Raw genomic sequence first — 22148 nt, 5'->3', positions numbered from 1 at the left:
GAAGACCTCCTCGCCCGGCATTAGCAAGTCAAGTTCGGATTTCGTTGCCAGCAGGTCTGATTCGAGGAAGTTGAGTCGGGGCCTGCCAGCAATGATCGGGGTGGGAAGGGAACTCGGCGGGGGACTGATGACCGCAAGATCAGTCGATGGGTCAGACGCAAGCTGATACTCGACGCCCCTTGCGAATAGGTCCATGGGATTGGAGCTTGACTCAAATCTTCTGGCTGGGTGAATCCGCGAACCTCAACTGACTGAAGTCGTGCGCCTGGTCGAAGGTCGGCGTCCATTGCTTGCCTGCAATTCCAGTCAAGTACGTGGCGGTTCGTGACAAAGTGAAATGCATTTCCCATGTGCACGATAAAGGCTGTACCACTCCTTGGGTGGAGGTCTTCAAGCTCAAAGCCACCTGGTCCGGGGACGACAAAACGCGCTCTGATAGAGGCCGCAGTGTAGAGGTAGCTCGTGTCAACGAATCGCTGCACAAACACCTGCCTTGTGGGCGGCATGGTCACGTACGCAACTGAAGCACACGCCCGCTCTCGTGCGCCTTCGTGGAGATCCCACCATGGAGCTTCTGGTCCGCAGTTGGTCCCGTTGGGCATGTTCGGGCTGTGCCGGATCGGTGCTGGTCAGGCTAAGTTTTTTCACACTCGTAACCGTGCCGACCCACACCAGCAAACGCCAGATATATGGTTGCTCTGCATCCTGTGAGAACCGTCGCCGGGTGGGGGCCGGCCGCGTTCGCGGACCTGGTGATTCCCGGCCCCACACCCGGCGACTCGGCGGGCGTTGTTCAGCCGGCCTGGCGGTAGGCCGCTAGCGCTACTGGGTTTCCGCGGCGTCGGCGGGGTCGGGGGGGCCACGTCCCGGGCATCATCGGCAACCTCGGCCGATCGGTGAACGAGTCGCCGGCCAGGGTGGTCAACCCGGTTGCCGCCCGGATGCTGGATTTCGTTGCGGTGCCGGTGAATCCGAGTGACCCGGCACCGGCGTCGGACCCGGTGACGTCGTCGGTCGGCGTCTCTTCCGGGGTCCAGTTCGGCGCGTCATCCAGGGTGAGGTACTCGTCGCGGTAGCCGCGGTTCTTGACATCGCCGCGGCGGCGTCGGCGAGCCTTGGCTCTGGCACTGGCAGCCGCCGATGCGGCACTGGCGGCAGCGATCCCCGACGCCGGTGCGCTTGCGCTCGCCCTGGTGCGCAGCGCCGGTCCCATGGTGGGACCGGGTCCTGGACCGCCGACCAGGTAGGCGAATCCCTGGAAGCCGGAGGGCGGGGGAGCGGTCGCGGTGGCGGTGGCCGCCGGCGCCTGGGCCGGCAGGCTGCTCGGCGCGGGCGCCACGCCGGCGGTGGTCAGAGCCGGGGTGATGCTCACAACCGGGGTGATGTGTTGCTCGGCCGGTACCGCCGGGACCTCGGCAACCAGTTCGGCGGGGACCTCGGCGGCTACCGTGATGGTGCAGAGCGCCAACGCGAGCGGGATCACCCCGAAGGGTGCCGCGATCGCGTTGTAGATGGGCGTACCCATCACCGCGAAGGTGGCCGCGTAGAGAAACACATAGATCAGCGGCAGCCAGGTGGTGAAGGCGGCTACCGGGTTGGTGGCGAAGTCGGTGATCAGCTGGATGACCGTGCCGAACGGGTCGAGGATCAGGCCCTTGAGCGCCCGGTACATGCTGGTGAAGTGCTCGGACCAGGCCAGTAGCTCTTCGATGGGATCGGTGGGTGGTGTCGTCGCCGGTTCGGCGGGCGCCGCTTGCGCGGCCAGTATCTGCGGCGACTGTTCCGCCGGTGCCGCGCTGGTCAGCGCGGCCGACGAAACCGCTTGGTAGACACTCATCGTGGTGGCCGCCTGGACCCACATCCGGATGTAGTCCGCTTCGTTCACGGCGATCGGGATGGTGTTGATGCCGAAGAAGTTCGTCGCGACCAATACGCCGTGCAGGACATGGTTGGCCGTCAGTTCGGCCATCGTCGGCATCGCCGCGAGCGCCGCCGAGTAGGCGGCTGCGGCCACCTCGTGTCGCGCGGCGGCGCCGGCGCTGTCCGCGCTCATGCGGGTCAGCCACGCCAGATAGGGAACATGGGCCGTCGTGTACGCCGCGGCCGTCGGCCCCTCCCAGGAGCCGGCCTGCACGGCGGCGACCGCGGCGGATAACTCGGCGGCGACGGCGGCGTACTCGGCGCCCAGCGCAGCCCAGGCCGCCGCGGCGGCCAGCAAAGGTCCGGATCCGGCGCCGCTGCTCAGTAGCGTCGAGTGCACCTCGGGCGGGGCGGCCATCCACACCGGAGCGGTCATCGGGCGCAGTCCTGGGTGCGAATCATCGGCGTATGTCTGCGATGCGGGATCGCCCCTCGCATCCCCAGCTCCTTACTTAGTCGCTCTAGGTTTCCACGGCAGAAAGTTAGTATTGCATAACCTCACTTACTGCCAGCCCGGATCATGGCAGCTCAAACGAACTACATATGTGCTGTCTAGAGTTCTGCGGATACACCGGATGTGGTTCCGATTCACCACGGCACACCGTTCGTGTGGAACGGCAGTGGCGGGGTGAACCTGCAGGATCCGAACTGGCTGACCAAGCTGATCGGCTGACTTCGGCCCGGTCGTACAGTGAAGGGCGATCCCACCGACCCGTCCCACATGGCTGCGAGGACCTAGTGACCGACCGTATCGAGACCGAACGCACCATCGCGGCGCCGGCATCCGAGATCTTCGCCGTGCTGTGTGATCCGCAGGGCCACGTGGCAATCGACTCCTCGGGCATGCTGCAGGACGCCGACGGCGACCCGGTGCGGGCAGTCGGCGACAGCTTCGTGGTGCACATGGATCGCGAGTCGCTGAACGATTTTCCGCAGTTGGGCAAGTACGACGTCACGGTGGAGATCACCGAGTTCGAGCCGGACCGGCTGATCGCGTGGACGGTCCTCGGCCAGATCCGCCCCCAGATCGGCCACGTCTACGGCTACCGGCTGCGACCCGCGGAGGACGGCTCGGGCACCGTGGTGACGTCGTTCTACGACTGGTCGAACATCGACCAACAGTGGCGTGAGGCCGGGATTTTCCCGGTCATCTCCGAACTCGCGTTGCGAGCGACGTTGGGGATCCTGGACCGCAGCGTCCGGCGCGGTTACCCGCGCGGTCAGTAGGTTCGGCAGCCGAATTCGTGAGGCTCGCCACGTATCGAATGACAGGGGCTGTCGGCGGGGTTCGGTAGGGTCCAGCGCGTGACTCAGACAGCCGCCATCAAATCTGTAAATGCCCGTCTCGCTGCGGAACTGGCGATCGGACAGGCCCAGGTGGACGCCGCCGTGCGCCTGCTCGACGAAGGCGCCACCGTCCCGTTCATCGCCCGTTATCGCAAAGAGGCCACCGGCAGTCTGGACGACGGGCAGTTGCGCACCCTCGAGGAGAGGTTGCGCTACGTGCGCGAACTCGACGAACGCCGGGCGGCGGTGCTGGCCTCGATCGAGGAGCAGGGCAAGCTCACCGACTCGCTGAAGGCCGCGCTGCTGGCCGCCGACACCAAAGCCCGCGTCGAGGACATCTACCTGCCGTACAAGCCCAAGCGGCGAACGAAGGCGCAGATCGCCAGAGAAGCGGGTCTGCAGCCGCTGGCCGAGCTACTGCTGGCCGACCCGACCCTGAACCCCGAAACCGCTGCGACGGATTTCGTCGGCAGCGAGTTCCCGGACGTCGCCGACGCCGCCGCCGCGCTGGAAGGTGCCCGGCACATCCTCGTAGAACGGGTGGCCGAGGACGCCGAACTGGTCGGCGCCATCCGCGAGACATTTTGGTCACGAGCCACGCTGCGCACCGCCCCCTGGTCCGAGGAATCCGCGAAAAGTGCTGAGGCGCAGAAGTTTCGCGACTATTTCGACTTCGCCGAAGCGGTCCAGAAGATGCCGTCGCACCGGGTTCTCGCGGTGTTGCGCGGCGAAAAGGAGAAAGCCCTGTCGTTCACCTTCGACGGCGGCCAGGACGACGAATACGAGGCGATGATCGCGCGCACGCTGGGTGTGAACCTGGCTTCGGCGGCGCCCGCCACGCGCTGGCTGGCGGACACGGTGAGCTTCGCATGGCGCACCAGACTGATGTTCTCGGCGTCCGTCGACGCCCGCATGCGCCTGCGCCAACGCGCTGAAGCCGACGCGGTGGCCGTGTTCGCCCGAAACCTCAAAGACCTGCTACTGGCCGCGCCGGCCGGCGCCCGCACCACCCTGGGTCTGGACCCCGGCTTCCGCACCGGTGTGAAAGTGGCCGTGGTGGACGGCACCGGCAAAGTCCTCGACACCTGCGCCGTCTATCCGCATCAGCCTCAGCGGCAATGGGATTCGGCCAAGGCGACGCTGGCCGCACTGGTGCTGCGGCACGGCGTCGAATTGATCGCCGTCGGCAACGGAACCGCTTCACGCGAGACCGACGCGCTGGCGAACGAGCTGATCGCCGATATCCGCGCCGCCGGCAGCGCGCCCAGGGTCCCGGTGAAGGCGATGGTCAGCGAGGCGGGAGCGTCGGTCTACTCGGCATCGGCCTACGCCGCGCACGAGCTACCGGAACTGGACGTGACACTGCGCGGCGCGGTGTCCATCGCGCGGCGCCTGCAGGACCCGCTGGCCGAACTGGTGAAGATCGAGCCCAAGTCGATCGGGGTCGGGCAGTACCAACACGACGTCACCCCCGGCATCCTGGCCCGAAGCCTGGACGCGGTGGTCGAGGACGCGGTGAACGGCGTGGGCGTCGACCTGAACACCGCATCCGTGCCGCTGCTGGCGCGCGTGTCCGGTATCTCCGAATCCCTGGCCGAGGCCATCGTGGCCCACCGCGACCAAACCGGTCCGTTCCCCAACCGCCGGGCACTGCTGGCCGTTCCGCGATTGGGCCCCAAGGCTTTCGAGCAATGTGCGGGCTTCCTGCGCATCCGCGGCGGCGACGACCCACTGGACGCCTCCGGCGTCCACCCCGAGGCGTACCCGGTTGTCCGGCGCATCCTGGACCGCTCCGGGATGGCCCTGGCCGAGATCATCGGCGACGAGCGGGCGTTGCGCAAACTTCGCCCGGCCGATTTCGCCGACGACCGCTTCGGCATCCCGACCGTGACCGACATCATCGCCGAACTGGAGAAACCCGGCCGTGATCCTCGTCCGGCGTTCAGCTCTGCGAAATTTGCGGCCGGCGTCGAGAAGATCGCCGACCTCAAGCCTGGAATGGTCCTGGAAGGCGTGGTGACCAACGTGGCCGCATTCGGTGCTTTCGTCGACGTCGGAGTCCACCAGGATGGCCTCGTCCACGTATCGGCGATGGCCGAACGCTACGTCTCCGACCCGCACGAGGTCGTCCGCTCCGGCCAGGTGGTCCGGGTGAAGGTGATGGAGGTCGACGTCGAACGCCAGCGGATCGGATTGAGCCTGCGCCTCAACGACGATCCGCAGCGGGACCGGCGCGCCGATCGCCCACCCGCTCGCGGCGACCGTGACCCCGCGCGTCAGCGCCGCGGTTCGCAGCAGACGGGCAGCCCGCGGCGCCGCGATGCGCAGCCGGGAGGCGGGTCGAATTCGATGGCCCGGGCGTTGCGCGACGCCGGCTTCGGGTAGGACTACTCAATTGGCGCCGCCCGATTTTGGGCATGCTGGTCCAATGCCTCTCGCCGCTTTCATGCCCACCGGGCTGTCCGACGCCGCCACCCGCCAACGCGACCGAGCCGTCGACGTCGCGCGACTGACCGCTCTGATCGTCGTCATGTTCGGGCACTGCGCGCTGCTGCTGGCCACGATCGACTCCGACGGGGTGCACATCGGGAACCTGCTCGGCGCGCTGCCGGCGATCGCCCCGGTCACCTGGGTGGTCCAGGTCATGCCGCTGTTCTTCCTGGCCGGCGGAGCTGCCGGCGCCTACGGTTGGCACGCCGGCACCGCGTGGGGCTCGTGGCTGTTCACCCGTGCGCAGCGACTGTGTCGACCGGTGTTCTGGTATCTCGCGGCGTGGACGGCCGCACTGGTGGTGGCCCGCCTGGCGCTCGGCGCGGAATCGGCAGACGACCTGGGCCGCGAGTCCGTGGCGCTGCTGTGGTTTCTCGGCGTCTACCTGGTAACCCTGGCTTTCGTGCCGGCGCTGACCCGGCTGCGCTCGGGACGCGCGCTCGGCCTGGTCGTGCTCGGTCTGCTGGCCGCGGCGACCGTGGTCGACGGGATCCGATTCGCGGTCGGCACCGCGGAATCCGGTGTCGCGAACTTCCTGATCGTCTGGCTCATCCCGGTGGCGATCGGCGTCGGGTATGCGCGCGGGCTGATCGGGGTGGGCGCCGCGGTGGGCACGGCGGTCTGCGCGCTGAGCGCGCAGACCGCGCTCGCCGTCGCCGGCAGCTACGAGGTGTCCTTGGTGGTGACCGGCGCCGAGCGGATGTCCAACGTGTCCCCGCCGACGTTGCTGCTCGCGTTGCACTGCACCTGGGTGTCGTGCGCGTTCGTGACAGCCGCGGGGGCGGTACGGCGCTGGGCCGCTCGGCCCCGGGTCTGGCGTGCGGTCGCGGTGGGCAACGGGGGAGCGATGACGCTCTACCTGTGGCACATCCCGGCCATCGCCGTCGCCGCGTTCACTCTGAACGCCTTCGGCCTGGACGCCTACGATGTGCACGCGCCGGGGTTCTGGGCGCTGTTGGCGCTGCGTGCGGTGGTGTTCGCCGCAATCATGGCCGTGACGTTCCGGTTGCTCTCGCCGCTCGAACACCGCCGGCTGCCCTGGTGGGACGCGCCGGTTCACGCCACCGGCGCGCGTTCGGCGCTGGCCGGGGCGCTGATCTGCATCGCCGGTGTGGCGCTGGTGCTGCTCGCCAAGAACGGTCTGGCCGGCACCGACGGGTGGACGGCATTCGGATTTTTCGCAGCGGCGGTGCTGGCTGCCCGGCTAAGTGCCGGAGCCCGGACGGGCGGTTAGCCGCGGGCCATCACCGAGTCCGGCGCGGCCCAATCGGTCGACACCGTGCGATGCTCAATCAACCAGGCGTCGCCGTCGGGCACCAGGATGTCGCGGTAGCGCCCGACGTGGTCGAGGCCGACGTGGGTGACCACGGTGAAGTACGACGACACCCGGGCGCGGTGAGCAGCCAACTCCGTGAACATCACGTTGGTCAGGATGTGCCGGACGATCGGCTTGACGTTCGCCGTGCCGGCATCGGCCACGCTGCCGGCGACGTTGCCCAGAAACGCCTCGATCGCGTCCCGTCCGTGCAGGGCTTCCATGCCGCGGATCTCGAGGACGCCGTCGGCGCGGAAGGTCTGCGCGAGCGCCGCGACGCGGCCCGCGTCACCCGACCAGTTGTACCGCGCCAGCGTGTCCCGAATCTGTTCGCGCGCAACGAGTTCCCACATCTCCATGGCAGACCCTCCTCAGCCGAAGGGGTGGTTTTCGCGTACCCCTCGGTACATCCCCCAGCGGACCACCCACGGCATCACCACGCGGTGGACCGCCCAGGGCGGGAAGCGTAACGCGTGGCCGGTGGGGAAGAAGACCTCCAGCCCGTCGGGCTGGACACCGACCAACGAACCCCAGCGGCGGGTCGGAGCGCGAAAGGCGCGCAGCCGGCGACCGGCGAATGTAGCGCGAATGTTGCTCGCCACCAAAGCATCTCCGCGATTACGAGCGGAGCTGCGCAACGGGTCGGTGGCGGCGACGTCGCCCACGGCGAACACGTCGCGATGGCCGGGCACCCGCAATTCAGGCGTGACGCGGACGTACCCGTGTTCGTCGAGGAGTTCGGGCGGCAGCCAGTCGGTGTTGGGTCGCACCCGCCCGATCGCCCAGAGCACGGCTTCGGCGACGGCCGGGCTCTGCCCGGTGCTCCACCGAACCGGGTCGCTGGTGATCTCCTCGCCGGTGAAGCTGTCGGCGACCACGGCCCGATGCCCGGGGTGCAGGCCGATCCCCAGCTGATCCATTCGGGCACGGACACGCCGCCAGATGCGCGGGTGATATTCGCCCAGCGGGCGCTCACCGGGGAAGTACAGGTCGATCTGTTTGCCCGGCCAGGCGGTGGCCAGGTTGACGGCGCTGCTCACCGCCGCCGCTCCACCGCCGACGACGATCACCGATTTCGCGGCACCGAGTCGTTCGTGGTCGGCGTAGAGCCGGGCGCCGATCTCGCCGGGCGACTGCAGCGCGGTGTGGCGCCAGAACCCGTTGCTGACTCCGGTCGAAATCACCAGGGCGTCATAGGGTTCGGTGATCGTGGCGCCCTCGCGCTCCCGGGCCAGCACGACGCGGCCGGCCAGATCGAGGCCAGTCAGCTCGGCCTGCACCGTTCGCACCCCGTCCAGGCGACGGAACCGGTCGAACGGAATCCAGTAGTCGCGGGCCCAGTCGTCGGGTCGGGCGAGGCGGACGCCGAGTTCCTGACCGCTGACCAACCCGGGTTTCACCGAGATGCCGACGACATCCGCGTGCGGGGCCAGCCGAATCGCGGTCAACAGACCCACGTCACCGAGTCCCGCGACGACGACGCGCTTGCGGCTCACGGTCACGAGGGCAGCCGCCGTGGCGGGCACGGCACGAAGCGAGGTACCCGGTCGATGATCTGCTGGTAGTCGGGGCGGCGTTGCAGGCTGCGCGTCTCCATCATCGGGATGCTGGCGCCGAGGAACATGGCCAGAATGGCCAGCGCCCCGGCGAACAGCCACCAGGCGTCGGCCGGCGAGGCCGCCACCCCGAACAGCGCGAGGGCGAACCAGAACCCGAACTCCCCGAAGTAATTCGGATGCCGCGACCAACTCCACAGGCCGGAGTCCATCGCCTCACCCGGGCGGCGGTTGGCGACGAAGCGGTGCATCTGGACGTCGGCGACCAACTCGATGGTCACCGCCGCCAGCCCTACCACGAAGGCGGCGACGGCAAGCCAGGTGATGCCCGCGCCCGGATGGGTCACACAGACGTAGACCGGCAGCGTCGCGACGAAGACCTGCACGGTCGGGATGAGGTGGATCGCGACCAGATCGACGACGAACTCCCACCTGCCGGCGCGTTCCCGAAACATCGGGTAACGCCAGTCCTCGTGGTGCAGCCCGGGAAACGCGTAGACCCAGTTGCCGGTCAAGCGCACCGCCCACACCGTGACCAGAACCGCGACCAGCCAGCAGCGCAACTGGTCCACGCCGGGACCAGCCTGGCTCCACCAGTAGAAAGTCAGCAATGGCGGTATGACGCTCCAGTAGGCGTCGTAGAAGCTGGAATTGCGGTAGGCCCTGCTGAAGGTGAATACGACCAGCGTGGCCAGCACGTCGGCGACGAAGGTGTCCAGCCACAGCCGGCCGGTGCTCGGTCCCCAGATCAGCCACGCCGCCGCCACCGCCAGGGCAATCAGGTAGGCGACGGTGACGATCGCAAGTGATCGCGCCTTGCTCTCGGTCATTGCGCCTGATTCAACTGCGCCACTGCGCTTTTCGTAGAGCGGAGTTCATCCGGGCCTCCTTGCACACGCGGTCTCCGGTTGCTCCGGTTGGCAGAACTGTAACACGTTCTATTAGTCTGCCGGCGGGTGTCAGGGCACCGGTGATTCGTGCGTGACGGCCTGGTAGCCACGCGCACCGGCCCGGTCCACCGCGGCCTTGACCACGCCGAAGATCAACCCCTGCAGGCCGGCGCCGATCAGCGCGGCACGGGTGGAGTTGCTGAGGTCCTTGGGGTCCGGCGGGGCCTGGTCGTCGTCGCTGAACCGCTTCCACACCTGGCCGAAAACCGCGCCGGCCAACAGACCGCCCGCGACGCTGGTCGCAATCGACAGCGGCATGTACAGAGCTTTGGACTTGGCGCTCATTGCGAGGTCCTCCGATATCGTGGTTTGGCCGACTACGTTTGCTGATACCCCGCTACCCCGGGGTCGAATCCGCCCGGGTCACCCGGTGCGAACGGGCGCGGGTCGCGATTCGGCGATCAACCGTTCGCCGAGGTCATAGTCGTCGTCGCGGTTGTAGGTGAGCACGCCCACGGTCGCGCCGTCGGTTTCGTACCAGACGGTGAACCCATCCGGATGGTCGATCAGCCGGCTACTCTCGAACCCGTCGCCCCACGCGTGATACTTCAGGGTGGCGTCGCCGATGGTGGTCCAAAACCCCGGAATCCCATCCCATTTCGGCTGCCGCCCGGCGGCCGCTGCTCCCGCGATGGCGCCCTGGTCGGTCGCGTCCTGCCAGTGCTCGACGGCCAGGTGCCGGCCGGCGACGGCGTGCCGCGCCAGCGCGACGTCACCCGCGGCGTAGATGCCGCGCACTGAGGTGGCCATGTCGGAGCCCACCACGATGCGCGAGTCGTCGACGCGCAGGCCGGCGTCGGCGGCCAGCGCACTCTGCGGTGTGACGCCGGTAGCGGCCAGGACCAGATCGCAGTCGATGGTAACCCCGTTGTCCAGTCGCACACCGGCCGCGGTGATCTCGGTGACGCCGACCCCGCCGGCGTGGCGGACACCCATCTCGGTGACCAGATCCCGCAATCGGGCGGCGGCCTCGGCGCCCAGCCGCTGTTCCTGCGGAAGTGGTTCTGGCGCAACCAAAGTCACCGCGACGTCGCGCTGTGCCAGCGATGCCGCAGCCTCACAGCCGATGAAACCCGAACCGATCACCACCGCGGAGGCAGCGGAACGTGCAGCGCTGCGCAACGTGGTCGCATCGGCCAGGGAACGCAACAGCAGAGCCCGATGGCCGCCGGGGATCGGCGGCGGTTGCGGCGCAGCGCCGCATGCCAACACCAGGGTGTCGAAAGGGTGCCGGCGATCCCCGACATACACTGCCCGCTCGGCCAGGTCGAGTCGTTCGACAGGGGAGTCGAGGTTCAACTCGATCGTGCGATCGTCGAACCACTGCGCGGGATGCAGCGCCACATCGTCGGTCTCGCCGCGCAGGTATTCCTTGCTCAGCGGCGGCCGCTGGTAGGGCACGTCCCCGTCGGCGGTAAAAATCTGCACCCGCGAATCAGGGTCGTGTTCGCGGAAGGAAGCGGCCGCGGCGACCGCCGCTGGGCCACTGCCGACGACGACGAGTCCGGGTTCGGTCACCTTCGAGTGGTACCCGGCCTGACCGGACTCAACCACGGCCTCAGTCGGCGTGGGTCTGCTGCAGCAGCACCACCGCGCGGCCTTCGACCAGGATCTTGCCCTGCGGCGACAGCGTCTCCGGGTCGGCGGGCCGGCCGGTTGCTGCCGTGGTGTCGAGCACGGGCAGCCAGCCCGGCCCGAATTCGTCACTGGGAAGGATGAACTCGATCGGCTCGTGATGGGCATTGAAGCACAGCAGGAATGAGTCGTCGGTGATGCGCTGCCCGCGCGAATCGGTGCCTGGGATGCCCAGGCCGTTCAGGTATACCGCTACCGACTTGCCGAAGCCCGAGTCCCAGTCTTCGTCGCTCATCTCCGAACCGTCCGGGCGGAACCACGAAATATCCGGTATGCCTTCGGAGCCGCGGTGGCGGACCGGTGCGCCGGTGAAGAAGCGGCGCCTGCGGAAAACCGGATGATCGGCCCGGATCGCCGCCACGGTGCGGGAGAACTCGACGAGGTCGGTATCGGCGTTGTCCCAGTCGATCCAGGTCAGCTCGGAATCCTGACAGAAGCCGTTGTTGTTGCCGTGCTGGGTGCGGCCCAGTTCGTCGCCGTGGCAGATCATCGGAACACCTTGCGACAGAATGGTTGTCGCCAGGAAATTGCGCTGTTGCCGAGCGCGCAGCGCGTTGATTTCCGGGTCGTCGGTGGGGCCTTCGACACCACAGTTCCAGGACCGGTTGTGCGACTCGCCGTCGTTGTTGTCTTCCTTGTTCGCTTCGTTGTGTTTCTCGTTGTAGGACACCAGGTCCCGCAACGTGAAGCCGTCGTGCGCGGTGACGAAGTTGATCGAGGCCACCGGGCGGCGCGCGGTGTGCTCGTAGAGGTCGGCGGAACCGGTGATGCGCGAGGCGAACTCGGACAAGATGGCGTCCTCGCCGCGCCAGAAGTCGCGGATGGTGTCGCGGTACTTGCCGTTCCACTCCGTCCACTGCGGGGGGAAGTTGCCCACCTGGTATCCACCCGGCCCGACGTCCCACGGCTCGGCGATCAGCTTGACCTGGCTGACAATCGGATCCTGCTGCACCAGTTCGAAAAACGCCGACAGCCGGTCCACGTCGTAGAACTCGCGCGCCAGGGTGGAAGCCAGGTCGAAGCGGAAGCCGTCGACGTGCATCTCGGTCACCCAGTACCGCAGCGAGTCCATGATCAATTGCAGGGTGTGCGGATGGCCGACGTTGAGGCTGTTACCGGTTCCGGTGTAGTCCATGTAGTAGCGCTTGTCGTCGTCGACCAGGCGGTAGTAGGCGGCGTTGTCGATGCCGCGCATCGACAACGTGGGACCCATGTGATTGCCTTCGGCGGTGTGGTTGTAGACCACGTCCAGGATCACCTCGATGCCGGCCTCGTGCAGCGTGCGCACCATGGCCTTGAATTCCTGGACCTGGCTGCCGGGCGTCTCGGCCAGGGCGTACTTGGAGTCGGGGGCGAAGAACCCGATTGTGTTGTAGCCCCAGTAGTTCGAGAGTCCCTTGTCGATGAGCGTGGAGTCGTTGGCGAAGTGGTGCACCGGCATCAACTCGATGGCGGTGATGCCGAGGTTGGTCAGGTGCTCGACGATCGCCGGGTGGGCGATCGCGGAATAGGTGCCGCGGCTGCGTTCCGGGATGGCGGGGTGGGTTTGGGTCAGACCTTTGACATGGGCTTCGTAGATGATGCTGTCGGCGTATTCGTGGCCCGGCGGGCGGTCCACGCCCCAGTCGAAGTACGGATTGATCACCACCGACTTGGGCATGTCGGCGGCCGAATCCTCGTCGTTGCGGCTGTCGGGGTCGCCGAAGTTGTAGCTGAACAGCGGCTGACCCCACTGGAAAGCGCCGTCGATGGCCTTCGAATACGGGTCCAGCAGCAGCTTATTCGGGTTGCAGCGCTGGCCGGCGGCGGGATCGTAGGGGCCGTGCACCCGATAGCCGTAGCGCTGGCCGGGTTGGATGCTGGGCAGGAAGCCGTGCCAGACGAAACCGTCGACCTCCGGCAGGACGATCCGGGTCTCGGCTCCGCTGTCGTCGAACAGGCACAACTCGACCCGCTCGGCGACTTCGCTGAACACCGCGAAGTTGGTCCCGGAGCCGTCGTAGCTGGCGCCCAGCGGATAAGCCTTGCCCGGCCAGACCTCGGGGCGTTCCCCGTCGCCGGTGGTGCCCTGCGAACTGCCGTTGGTGACCACCGTGCCTCCTCGTCGTCCGTGCCCGAACCGAACCGTGCCCAAGCGTATATATCCAGCGCGGGGGCAGGCTAAGCATGAGATGGCTCTCAGCGCCGCGGGAACGGGTCGTGAAGTATCGCGACCGGCCGGTCCGTATCGCGCCGAATGGTGGATTGCGACACGGTCACAGACGCGTACCTTTTGACTGCTCAACGGTCACAAGCGTCTCATTGCTCACTATCGTCACATCAACCCAATGCGGACGTCAATCGGCGTCCGGTCCCCGGAGAGGTGTGACATGTCGGCGATTCCTCGCTTCGTCTCGGTATCGCTGGCGGCGGCGGCCGCTGTTGGGCTCATCCTGCCCATCGGCCTTGCGCCGGCCGCGAACGCATTGCCGTGCAGTGCGCCCGAAGCCAACGTTCCGCCTCCGGCCAATGCGGTGGTCACCAACCCCGGTGGCAAGGTACTCGGCCCGCTGAACAAGCGGCCCCGCGGCGCGAACGATCGTGCGCCGCTGCCCAGGGTCGGGCCGTTGCAGCGGATGCTGCAGCCGGGTCAGCGGTACTCCGCGCCGATCCAACAGCAGGCACGCGTGCCCGGTGCCAACCCCGGGCCACCGGCCCCCACGCCGCCGGCCGCGGGCCAGCAGCCCCAGGCCGCGCAAATGGCGCCGGAGGCCGCCGTACCCCGCCGAACCCGGCCCCGGAACCGGCCGCCGCCCCACCGGGGGCGCCGGATGCGATGGGGGCGCTCGGCGGTTCCAACACCTCGCTGGTCGAATGGGTGACCGGCCCCGACGGCCCGAACAAGACCCTGCAGCGCTTCGGCATCTCCGGGACTGACCTTGGGATCCTTTGGGACAACGGCGATCCCGCCAACCATCAAGTCCTGATGGCCTTCGGCGACACGTTCGGCTACTGCGCTGTCCATGGTGACCAGTGGCGGTACAACGTGCTGTTCCGCAGCAACGACCACGACCTGTCCCATGGGATGCATGTGGCCGAAGGCGACCCGTCCAACCGGTATGCAGGATCGCCGACCCAGCAGCCGGGCTTCTCCCGGCAGGTCATCAACAGCATCAAGTACGCGAAGGAAGAGACCGGAATCATCCCGACCGCCGCCATCTCCGTCGGGAAAACCCAGTACATCAACTTCATGTCGATCAAGGACTGGGGCCGCGACGGGGAATGGTGGACGAACTACTCCGGGGTCGCGATGTCCACCGACAACGGCCAGACCTGGTCGGTGTATCCGGGCACCATTCGCGCCAACGGGCCTGACGCCGCGCGGGTCCCGTACGTGGAGGGCAATGAGAACTTCCAGATGGGCGCGTACGTCAAGGGCAACGACGGCTACCTCTACTCGTTCGGGACCCCGAACGGTCGCGGTGGCGCGGCACACCTGTCGCGGGTACAGCCGCGCTTCATCCCGGACCTGACCAAATACGAGTACTGGAACGGAGATTCGAACTCCTGGGTGCCGAACAAGCCGTCGGCGGCCACCCCGGTCATCCCGGGTCCGGTGGCCGAGATGTCGGCTCAGTACAACACCTATCTCAAGCAGTACCTGGTGATGTACACCAACGGCGCCAACGACGTGGTGGCCCGGACCGCACCGACGCCGCAAGGGCCCTACAGCCCGGAGCATCTGCTGGTCTCGAGCTTCCAGATGCCCGGCGGCATCTACGCGCCGATGATGCATCCCTGGACCACGGGCAAGGACGTGTATTTCAACCTGTCGCTGTGGTCGGCATACGACGTCATGTTGATGCACACCACGCTGGGCTGAGTAGCGCAAAACGGCGCCGTCAGGCGTCGAAGGGCCGGTTCGTCCAGTCCCGGCCCGCCCGGCGCGACGAGCGGAACCAGCCGCCCGCGGCGCCGGTGCCGCCGTCGGTCGGAATCGTGTGGCCGGTGACGAACGCCGACAGGTCCGACGCCAGAAACAGGATGACTCGCGCCTGATCCTCCGGCACGCCCATCCGCCCCAGCGGCACCCACTTCGGCCACTGCGTCTGCTCCTCGGCGGACAGCCACTGCGAGTAGGGCACCTGCAGCGACTCGGTGACATCGGGACCGATTGCGTTGACCCGCACGCCGTCCCGGCCTACCTGGACCGCCAGGCTGCGGGTGAAATGGACGACGGCGGCCTTGAAGGCGGCGTAGACCGGATCCTCGGGGTAGCCGCGCAACCCTTCCACCGACGAGACGTTGACGATCGCGCCTGATTGCTGCTCGATCATCGCCGGCAGGAAGGCGCGGGTGACCAGGAAGACGTGCTGCAGGTTCACCCGGTACAACTCATCCCAACACCGCGGGTCGGTGCCGGCGAACGGGCCGGGATGACGCACCCAGTGACCCACGTTGTTCACCAGCACGTCCACCCGGCCGAAGCGGTCCAGTACGGCGGCCGCCAGCGCGGCGACCTGTGCGTCCTCCCGGACATCGGTGACGACGGGCAGTGCCGTTCCGCCTCCCGATTCGATCTCCTCGGCCGTCCGCTGGGCGCGCTCGGCGTCGATGTCGGCGATCACCACTCGAGCACCGTGCTGCGCGAACAGCCGCGACGTTGCCGCACCGATACCGTCGCCTCCGCCGGTGACCACGCACACCAAATCGGGGAGCAGCATGCCGAGGGAATCCATCAGGGGGCGTAACCGGAGTCGTCGGCCTGGCGCAGTGCGCTGACGTAGTCCCAGCGCTCGCGGGTGGTCTCGTCCGCACCGTTGGGGGCAGGCGTGGCGGCGAGCATCCCGCGCAGTTCCTCGACTGTGTTGAATTCCTTGCGCCGCATCCAGTCTCGTAGGCCCTCGAGGAGCACGGCGGCGTACTCGGGGCCGTGGCGCAGCAGCGCCGACGCGCTCATCACCACATCCGCGCCGGCCAGCAGGTACTTGATCAGTTCCGTGGCACTCTCAACGCCGGTCGTCGCGGCCAGCGAAGCCCGGATTCGGCCGCGCAGCAACGTGATCCACGTCAACGGCAATCGCATTTCCGCGGCCGTGGACAGTGACACGCCACGCTGCACGGTGAGGGTCTCGGGGTCGATGTCGGCCTGTAGGAACCGATTGAACAGGACGAGCCCGTCCGCGCCGGCTTCGTCGAGACGCCGCGCCATCTCACCGGTCGCGCTGAAGTAGGGACTGAGTTTCACCGCGACGGGTACGGTCACCGCGTCTTTGACCCGCGCCAGGATGTCGAGGTGACGCTGTTCGACGTCACGGCCGCTGATCAGCGGATCCCCGGGCAGGTAGTAGACGTTCAATTCGATTGCGGCAGCACCGCATTCCTGCATGGACCGTGCGTAGTAGGTCCATCCGCCGGGCGTGCTGCCGTTGAGGCTACCGATCACGGGCACCGAGACGGCACCGGCCGCCCGTTCGAGCATGCTCAAGTAGCGGCGCGGGCCGTGGTCCTCATCGGCGACCTGCGGGAAATACGACAAGGACTCGGCGAAGCTCTCGGTGCCCGCCTCGGCCAGACGTGCATTGCGTTCGGCCTCGCGGCGCAGTTGCTCTTCGAACAGCGAATAGAGCACGACCGCACCGACCCCGGCATCCGCAAGTCGCCGGACGCCTTCGACGGTCCGGGACAACGGGGACGCGGCCGCGACCAGGGGGTTGGGCAGTGCGAGCCCCAGATAGCGAGTCGACAGGTCCATCAGTGTTCCTTGCGGGCGTCGGCACGGAAGTGTTCGGGACCGCGAGAAGCCATCTCCTGGTAGACATTCCAGCGTTGGGCGTTGGCTTGTTCGGCCAGTCCGAGGAGCCGGTCGTACTCGGCCGGGTTGGCGTTGGCCAGCGCACGGAAACGCAGTTCCCCGTTGCGGTAGTCGGCCAGGGGAATACGCGGCTGATGCGAGTCGAGCAGGAACGGGTTCTCTCCGGCCGCCCGCAGCATCGGGTCGTAGCGGATCAGCGGCCAGTGCCCGCTCGCCACGGCACGGTACTGCTGATCCATCCCGTGCCGCATCTCGATGCCGTGGGCGATGCACTGGCTGTAGGCGATGATCAGGGAGGGGCCGTCGTAGGCCTCCGCCTCGCGGAACGCCTGTAGCGTCTGTTGCGGGTCGGCGCCCATGGCGACCTTGGCGACGTAGACGTTGCCGTAGGCGATCGCCTGCAGCGCAAGGTCTTTCAACGGGACGGTCTTGCCCCCGGCGGCGAACTTGGCCACCGCACCCAGCGGGGTCGCTTTCGACATCTGGCCGCCGGTGTTGGAGTAGACCTCGGTGTCGAGCACCAGCACGTTGACGTTGCGCCCGCTGGCCAGCACGTGGTCGAGCCCGCCGAACCCGATGTCGTAGGCCCAGCCGTCGCCGCCGACGATCCACACGCTGCGCCGCACCAGGTGGTCCAGCACGCTGCGCAGATCACCCACGTCGTCGCCGGCGGGTTCGAGATCGTCGAGGCGGCGCCGCAGTTCGGCCACCCGCGCGCGCTGTGCGCGCAGTTCGGACTCCCGCAGCTGCGGCGCCGTCAGGATGGCGTCGACCAGTTCGGCACCCAGGACGTCGCGCAGCCCGCTCAACCGCCGCCGGGCCAGCTGCACGTGGGCGTCGTCGGCCAACCGGAAGCCGAGGCCGAACTCGGCGTTGTCCTCGAACAGCGAGTTGGACCACGCCGGGCCACGCCCCTCGGCGTCGGCCGTCCACGGCGTGGTGGGCAGGTTGCCCCCGTAGATGGACGAACAGCCGGTCGCGTTGGCGACCATCAGCCGGTCGCCGAAGAGCTGCGAGAGCAGCTTGAGGTACGGGGTCTCACCGCAGCCCGCGCAGGCGCCGGAGAACTCGAAAAGTGGCTGCAGGAACTGGGTTCCGCGCACGGTGCCGAAGTCCACCCGGGATCGGTCGTTGTTCGGCAGCGTCTCGAAGAACTCGATATTGTTCCGGGCGCCGTCGACCCGCGGCTCCCTGGGGCCGAGATTGATGGCTTTGGTGCCCGTGCTGCCCGGTATGACCACCGGGCATGCCTCGACGCACAGGCCGCAGCCGGTGCAGTCCTCGACGTACACCTGCAGCGAGTACCTGGTGTCGGGCAGTCCGACCGCGTTGAGCGGGGCGGAGTCGAAATTCTCCGGTGCGCCGGCGAGCAGGGCCTGGTCGTAGAACTTCGACCGAATCACGCTGTGCGGGCAGACGAAACCGCAGTTGCCGCACTGGATGCAACTGCCCGCATCCCACACCGCCACCAACTCGGAGATGTTGCGCTTCTCGTATGCGGTGGTGCCACTGGGATAGCTGCCGTCCACCGGAAGTGCGCTGACCGGCAGGGCGTTTCCGCGTCCGGCCATCATCTCCGCGGTGACGGTGCGGACGAACTCCGGGGCGCCGTCGGGCACCGTCGGCGGCGGCATCCGGGTCGAGGTGACCAGGGCAGGCACCTCCACCCGGTACAACCCGTCCAGGGCGCGGTCCACCGCCGCCATTTCCTTCTGCAGCACGTCGCCGCCTCGGCTGGCATACATCTTCTGCACCGAGTTCTTGATCCGGGCGATCGCCTGCTCGCGCGGCAGCACCTTCGATATCGCGAAGAAGCAGGTCTGCAGGACGATGTTGATTCGCCCGGCGAGTCCGGCCTCACGGGCGATCCGGCCGGCGTCCACGGTGTACAGGGTGATCCGCTTGTCCAGGATCTGTTCCTGAACCGGCCGGGGCAGCGCGTCCCAGACCTTGTCCACCGGGTGCCGGCAGTTCAGCAGCAACACCGCACCCGGCGCCGCCCGACCCAGCACGTCGACCTTGTCCAGGAAGCGAAACTGATGGCAGCCAACGAAATTAGCGCCCGACACCAAATACGGAGCCCGGATGGGGTTAGGCCCGAAGCGCAGATGCGACTCGGTCTGCGAACCCGATTTCTTGGAGTCGTAGACGAAGTAACCCTGCGCGTGCAGGCCGGCTTCCGAGCCGAGGATCTTGATGGTGTTCTTGTTGGCGCTGACCGTGCCATCCGAACCCAGCCCGAAGAAGATCGCCCGGACCGTGTCGGGCGATTCGACGTCGAAGGATGGGTCGTAGGCCACGCTGGTGCCGGAGACGTCGTCGTCGATGCCGACGGTGAATCGCCGCCGCGGTTGCGGGCGAGCCAGTTCGGCGAACACGCCGGCAACCATCGCGGGGGTGAACTCCTTGGAGGACAGTCCGTAGCGTCCGCCCGTGACGCGGGGCATGACGGTCCGTTGCCCGTCGGCGTGGGCGCCGGCCAGCGCCGCCACCACGTCCAGATACAGCGGCTCGCCGACGGATCCGGGTTCCTTGGTGCGGTCCAGCACGCCGATCGTGCGCACGGTGGCGGGCAGTGCGCCGAGAAAGGCCTCGGTGGGAAAGGGGCGGTACAGCCGGATCTGCAGCACCCCGACCCGCTCGCCACGCGCGGCCAGAGCCGCAACGGTCTGCACCGCGGTCTGGGCGCCCGAACCCATCAACACCAGCACCCGCTGCGCCTGCGGATCCCCGTGATACTCGACGATGTGCATGCTTCTGCCGGTGCGTTCGCCCAGCCGGGTCATCAGCTCCTCGAGCACCTCCGGAACGCGGGCGTAGAACGGGTTCACCGTTTCCCGCGCCTGGAAGTAGACGTCGGGGTTCTGCGCGGTGCCGCGGATGAACGGGTGCTCGGGGGACAGCGCACGTCCGCGATGCGCCCAGACCAACTCCTGAGGCACCAGGTCGCGCAGGTCGTCATCGGACAGCGTCTCGATCGTGTTGAGTTCGTGCGAAGTCCGGAATCCGTCGAAGAAATGCACGAACGGTACCCGGGTGGTCAGCGTGGCCGCCTGCGCGACCAGCGCCAGATCGTGCGCCTCCTGCACCGAGGCGGCGGCCAGCAGCGCGAATCCGGTCTGCCGCACCGCCATCACGTCGGAGTGATCACCGAAGATCGACAACCCTTGTGCAGCAACCGATCTCGCTGCAACGTGGATGACCGCCGAAGTGAGTTCGCCGGCGATCTTGTACATGTTCGGCAGCATCAGCAGCAGGCCCTGCGACGAGGTGAAGGTCGTGGTCAACGCCCCGCTCTGCAACGCGCCATGCAGGGCGCCGGCCGCACCGCCCTCGCTTTGCATCTCGACGACTGCGGGGACGGTACCCCACACGTTCGGCCTTGCCGCACTGGACCATTCGTCGGCCAACTCGGCCATCGGCGACGACGGTGTGATGGGGTAGATGCAGCAGATCTCGTTGAGTCGGTAGGCGACTGAGACGGCGGCCTCGTTGCCGTCCAGGGTGGCTCGAGTCATCGTGGCTCCGGGAACATCTCGATGGCGTGCACGGGGCACTGGTCGAAGCACACCGCGCAACCCGTGCACTTGTCATAGTCGAACTTGTACCGGTGCCCCATACCGAGTTTGATCACCGCATTCTCCGGGCACGCGCCCAGGCAGCCGTCGCATTCGAAGCAGTTCCCGCACGACAGGCACCGGTTGGCTTCGTAGGTGGCCTGTTCGGCGGTCAGGCCGCCGACGACCTCGCGGAAATTCTCGACGCGTGCCGCCGGCTCGAGTTCGGGCTGCCGGCGCCGTGCGGCGTCCCCGAAATACCACAGGTGCAGAGCGTCGAACGTCGCCGTGGGGTGTTTCGCGGGGCGCAGGCCCGAGTCGCCGCGCAGCCAGGCATCGATGTTGCGGGCCGCCCTCTTCCCATGTCCGACACCGACTGTGACGGTGCGCTCACCGGGCACCATGTCGCCGCCGGCGAAAACCCCCGGACAGCCGGTCATCATCGACTCGGTGACGCGCACGCTGCCGTCGCCGTCGAACTGCACTCCCGGCAGCGTCCGCATGAAGGCCGACTCCGTTACCTGGCCCAGCGCCATGATCAGGGTGTCGGCGGCCAGCGTCTCGAAGCGCCCGGTCGGCCGCGGATATCCCGACTCGTCGAGTTCCATTACCTCGACCCGCAATTCGGGTCCGTCGAACGCGTTGACGGTCCGCAGCCAGTTGATCCGCACGCCTTCGCGTTCGGCATCCTCGGCTTCCTGCTCGTGGGCGGGCATCTGCACACGGGTGCGGCGGTAGACGATGACGGCATCCTGCGCGCCCAGCCGGCGGGCCACCCGCGCGGCGTCCATCGCGGTGTTGCCGCCGCCGTAGACGGCCACATGCTTTCCGATCGCCGGACTTTCGCCGGAGGCGACGTCGCGCAGGAACGACACCGCGTCCACCATCGTGGCGGCGTCCCGCACCGGGATGTCGACTCGCTTGGCCAGATGCGCACCGACCGCGACGAACACCGCGTCGAAGTCGCCCTCGTCCCGTTCGGCGGCGAGGTCCTCGACCCGATGACCGCAGGTGAATACGACACCCATGGCCGCGATCCGGTCCAGCTCGGCATCCAGGACCTCCCGGGGCAGCCGGTAGCTGGGAATGCCGTACCGCATCATCCCGCCGGGCGCGGCCCCGGCGTCGCGGACCTCGACCTGGTGGCCGAGGCGTGCCAGATGATAGGCAGCGGACAGCCCGCTGGGCCCGGCGCCCACGACCAGCACCCGCTTGCCGGTGGGGGCGGGAGCCTCGAACCGCCAGCCGCGTTCGCATGCCAGGTCGCCGAGGAACCGTTCCACCGAGTGGATCGATACGGAGCTGTCTAGATGGCCACGGTTGCAGACGTTTTCGCAGGGGTGGTAGCACACGCGGCCGTGGATTGCCGCCAGTGGATTGTCCGCGACGAGCTGACGCCACGCTTGTTCGTGCCGGCCCGCCGCGGCATGGGCGAGCCAGGCCTGGATGTTCTCCCCCGGCGGGGCAGCCGGCGTTGCAGGGCGGCAGCAGATCGACGTAGACGGGCCGGCGTTCGCGCACCGGTCCCGCCCGGGCCCGGTCGTGCGACAGGTCCGGAAGTGCGGTGAGGTCAGAGAACGACGGCACGACCGCGCCCGGGCCGGCCTCGCTGCTGGCGTGCTCGTCACCCGCCATCTGCCCAGC

Annotated in this window: 13 protein-coding genes and 2 pseudogenes; 4 read left to right on the top strand and 11 right to left on the bottom strand. The window is 67.8% G+C overall.

The genetic code is table 11. The features are described 5' to 3' along the window. Nucleotides 1-793: 793 nt before the first annotated feature. Nucleotides 794-2296 (bottom strand): PPE family protein, encoded by a 1503-nt coding sequence (locus L6444_RS15115; RefSeq protein ID WP_236974948.1) that lies wholly within the window; start codon nt 2294-2296, stop codon nt 794-796. 362 nt (nt 2297-2658) lie between these two features. Between L6444_RS15115 and L6444_RS15110 the strand changes: the two genes are divergently transcribed. The 3 genes from L6444_RS15110 (at nt 2659) to L6444_RS15100 (ending at nt 6931) form a co-directional block, all read left to right on the top strand. Next, nucleotides 2659-3147, top strand: coding sequence for an SRPBCC family protein (locus tag L6444_RS15110; protein ID WP_236974946.1), 489 nt, complete (start codon nt 2659-2661; stop codon nt 3145-3147). Between the two features lie 78 nt (nt 3148-3225). Beyond that, entirely contained in the window at nt 3226-5592 is a 2367-nt protein-coding gene (locus L6444_RS15105) for a Tex family protein (protein WP_236974944.1), read from the top strand. A gap of 43 nt (nt 5593-5635) precedes the next feature. After that, nucleotides 5636-6931, top strand: coding sequence for an acyltransferase family protein (locus tag L6444_RS15100; RefSeq protein WP_236974942.1), 1296 nt, complete (start codon nt 5636-5638; stop codon nt 6929-6931). Here the strand turns inward: L6444_RS15100 and L6444_RS15095 are convergent. From L6444_RS15095 to glgX, 6 genes are all read right to left on the bottom strand, one after another. Beyond that, complete coding sequence (locus tag L6444_RS15095; protein WP_236974940.1) at nt 6928-7371, bottom strand: nuclear transport factor 2 family protein; 444 nt, start codon at nt 7369-7371, stop codon at nt 6928-6930. The genes L6444_RS15100 and L6444_RS15095 overlap by 4 nt on opposite strands. A gap of 12 nt (nt 7372-7383) precedes the next feature. Next, nucleotides 7384-8508, bottom strand: coding sequence for an FAD-dependent oxidoreductase (locus L6444_RS15090; RefSeq protein ID WP_236974932.1), 1125 nt, complete (start codon nt 8506-8508; stop codon nt 7384-7386). A gap of 2 nt (nt 8509-8510) precedes the next feature. Next, nucleotides 8511-9398: a DUF1295 domain-containing protein gene (locus L6444_RS15085; RefSeq protein WP_236974930.1), complete on the bottom strand. Its 888-nt coding sequence runs from the start codon at nt 9396-9398 to the stop codon at nt 8511-8513. 129 nt (nt 9399-9527) lie between these two features. Further along, a complete protein-coding gene (locus L6444_RS15080; RefSeq protein ID WP_236974928.1) occupies nt 9528-9803 on the bottom strand; it encodes a DUF4235 domain-containing protein in 276 nt (91 codons plus the stop codon). Nucleotides 9804-9881: 78 nt separating this feature from the next. Then, complete coding sequence (locus L6444_RS15075; protein ID WP_236974926.1) at nt 9882-11036, bottom strand: NAD(P)/FAD-dependent oxidoreductase; 1155 nt, start codon at nt 11034-11036, stop codon at nt 9882-9884. 40 nt (nt 11037-11076) lie between these two features. Then, complete coding sequence (glgX, locus tag L6444_RS15070) at nt 11077-13245, bottom strand: glycogen debranching protein GlgX (protein ID WP_236974924.1); 2169 nt, start codon at nt 13243-13245, stop codon at nt 11077-11079. Nucleotides 13246-13522: 277 nt separating this feature from the next. On the opposite strand from glgX, the pseudogene L6444_RS15065 reads away from it, so the two are divergent. Then, a pseudogene (locus L6444_RS15065) lies at nt 13523-15015 on the top strand (DUF4185 domain-containing protein). A 19-nt stretch (nt 15016-15034) separates the two neighbouring features. Here L6444_RS15065 and L6444_RS15060 read toward each other — a convergent pair. The 4 genes and pseudogenes from L6444_RS15060 to L6444_RS15045 form a co-directional block, all read right to left on the bottom strand. Then, on the bottom strand, nt 15035-15856 hold the full coding sequence (locus tag L6444_RS15060; protein ID WP_236974916.1) for an SDR family NAD(P)-dependent oxidoreductase: 822 nt from the start codon (nt 15854-15856) through the stop codon (nt 15035-15037). Nucleotides 15857-15870: 14 nt separating this feature from the next. Next, complete coding sequence (locus L6444_RS15055; RefSeq protein ID WP_236974914.1) at nt 15871-16887, bottom strand: dihydroorotate dehydrogenase-like protein; 1017 nt, start codon at nt 16885-16887, stop codon at nt 15871-15873. Next, nucleotides 16887-20465: a pyruvate:ferredoxin (flavodoxin) oxidoreductase gene (nifJ, locus tag L6444_RS15050; protein ID WP_236974912.1), complete on the bottom strand. Its 3579-nt coding sequence runs from the start codon at nt 20463-20465 to the stop codon at nt 16887-16889. The genes L6444_RS15055 and nifJ overlap by 1 nt, the downstream gene beginning before the upstream one ends. Further along, nucleotides 20462-22139, bottom strand: a pseudogene (locus L6444_RS15045) (NAD(P)-binding protein). The gene nifJ and the pseudogene L6444_RS15045 overlap by 4 nt, the downstream one beginning before the upstream one ends. Between the last annotated feature and the right edge of the window lie 9 nt (nt 22140-22148).

Origin of the sequence: Mycobacterium kiyosense (assembly GCA_021654635.1) — a bacterium.
GTDB classification, from domain to species: Bacteria; Actinomycetota; Actinomycetes; order Mycobacteriales; family Mycobacteriaceae; genus Mycobacterium; species Mycobacterium kiyosense.
The sequence above is the reverse complement of the archived record's forward strand: the minus strand, read 5'-3'. Positions and strand labels throughout refer to the sequence as shown.

Bases quoted from the DNA above. Each gene is read 5' to 3' on its own strand.
- L6444_RS15115 (WP_236974948.1), bottom strand. From the start codon at position 2,296: ATGACCGCTCCGGTGTGGATGGCCGCCCCGCCCGAGGTGCACTCGACG.
- L6444_RS15100 (WP_236974942.1), top strand. From the start codon at position 5,636: ATGCCTCTCGCCGCTTTCATGCCCACCGGGCTGTCCGACGCCGCCACC.
- L6444_RS15095 (WP_236974940.1), bottom strand. From the start codon at position 7,371: ATGGAGATGTGGGAACTCGTTGCGCGCGAACAGATTCGGGACACGCTG.
- L6444_RS15085 (WP_236974930.1), bottom strand. From the start codon at position 9,398: ATGACCGAGAGCAAGGCGCGATCACTTGCGATCGTCACCGTCGCCTAC.
- L6444_RS15080 (WP_236974928.1), bottom strand. From the start codon at position 9,803: ATGAGCGCCAAGTCCAAAGCTCTGTACATGCCGCTGTCGATTGCGACC.
- L6444_RS15060 (WP_236974916.1), bottom strand. From the start codon at position 15,856: ATGCTGCTCCCCGATTTGGTGTGCGTGGTCACCGGCGGAGGCGACGGT.
- L6444_RS15055 (WP_236974914.1), bottom strand. From the start codon at position 16,887: ATGGACCTGTCGACTCGCTATCTGGGGCTCGCACTGCCCAACCCCCTG.
- nifJ (WP_236974912.1), bottom strand. From the start codon at position 20,465: ATGACTCGAGCCACCCTGGACGGCAACGAGGCCGCCGTCTCAGTCGCC.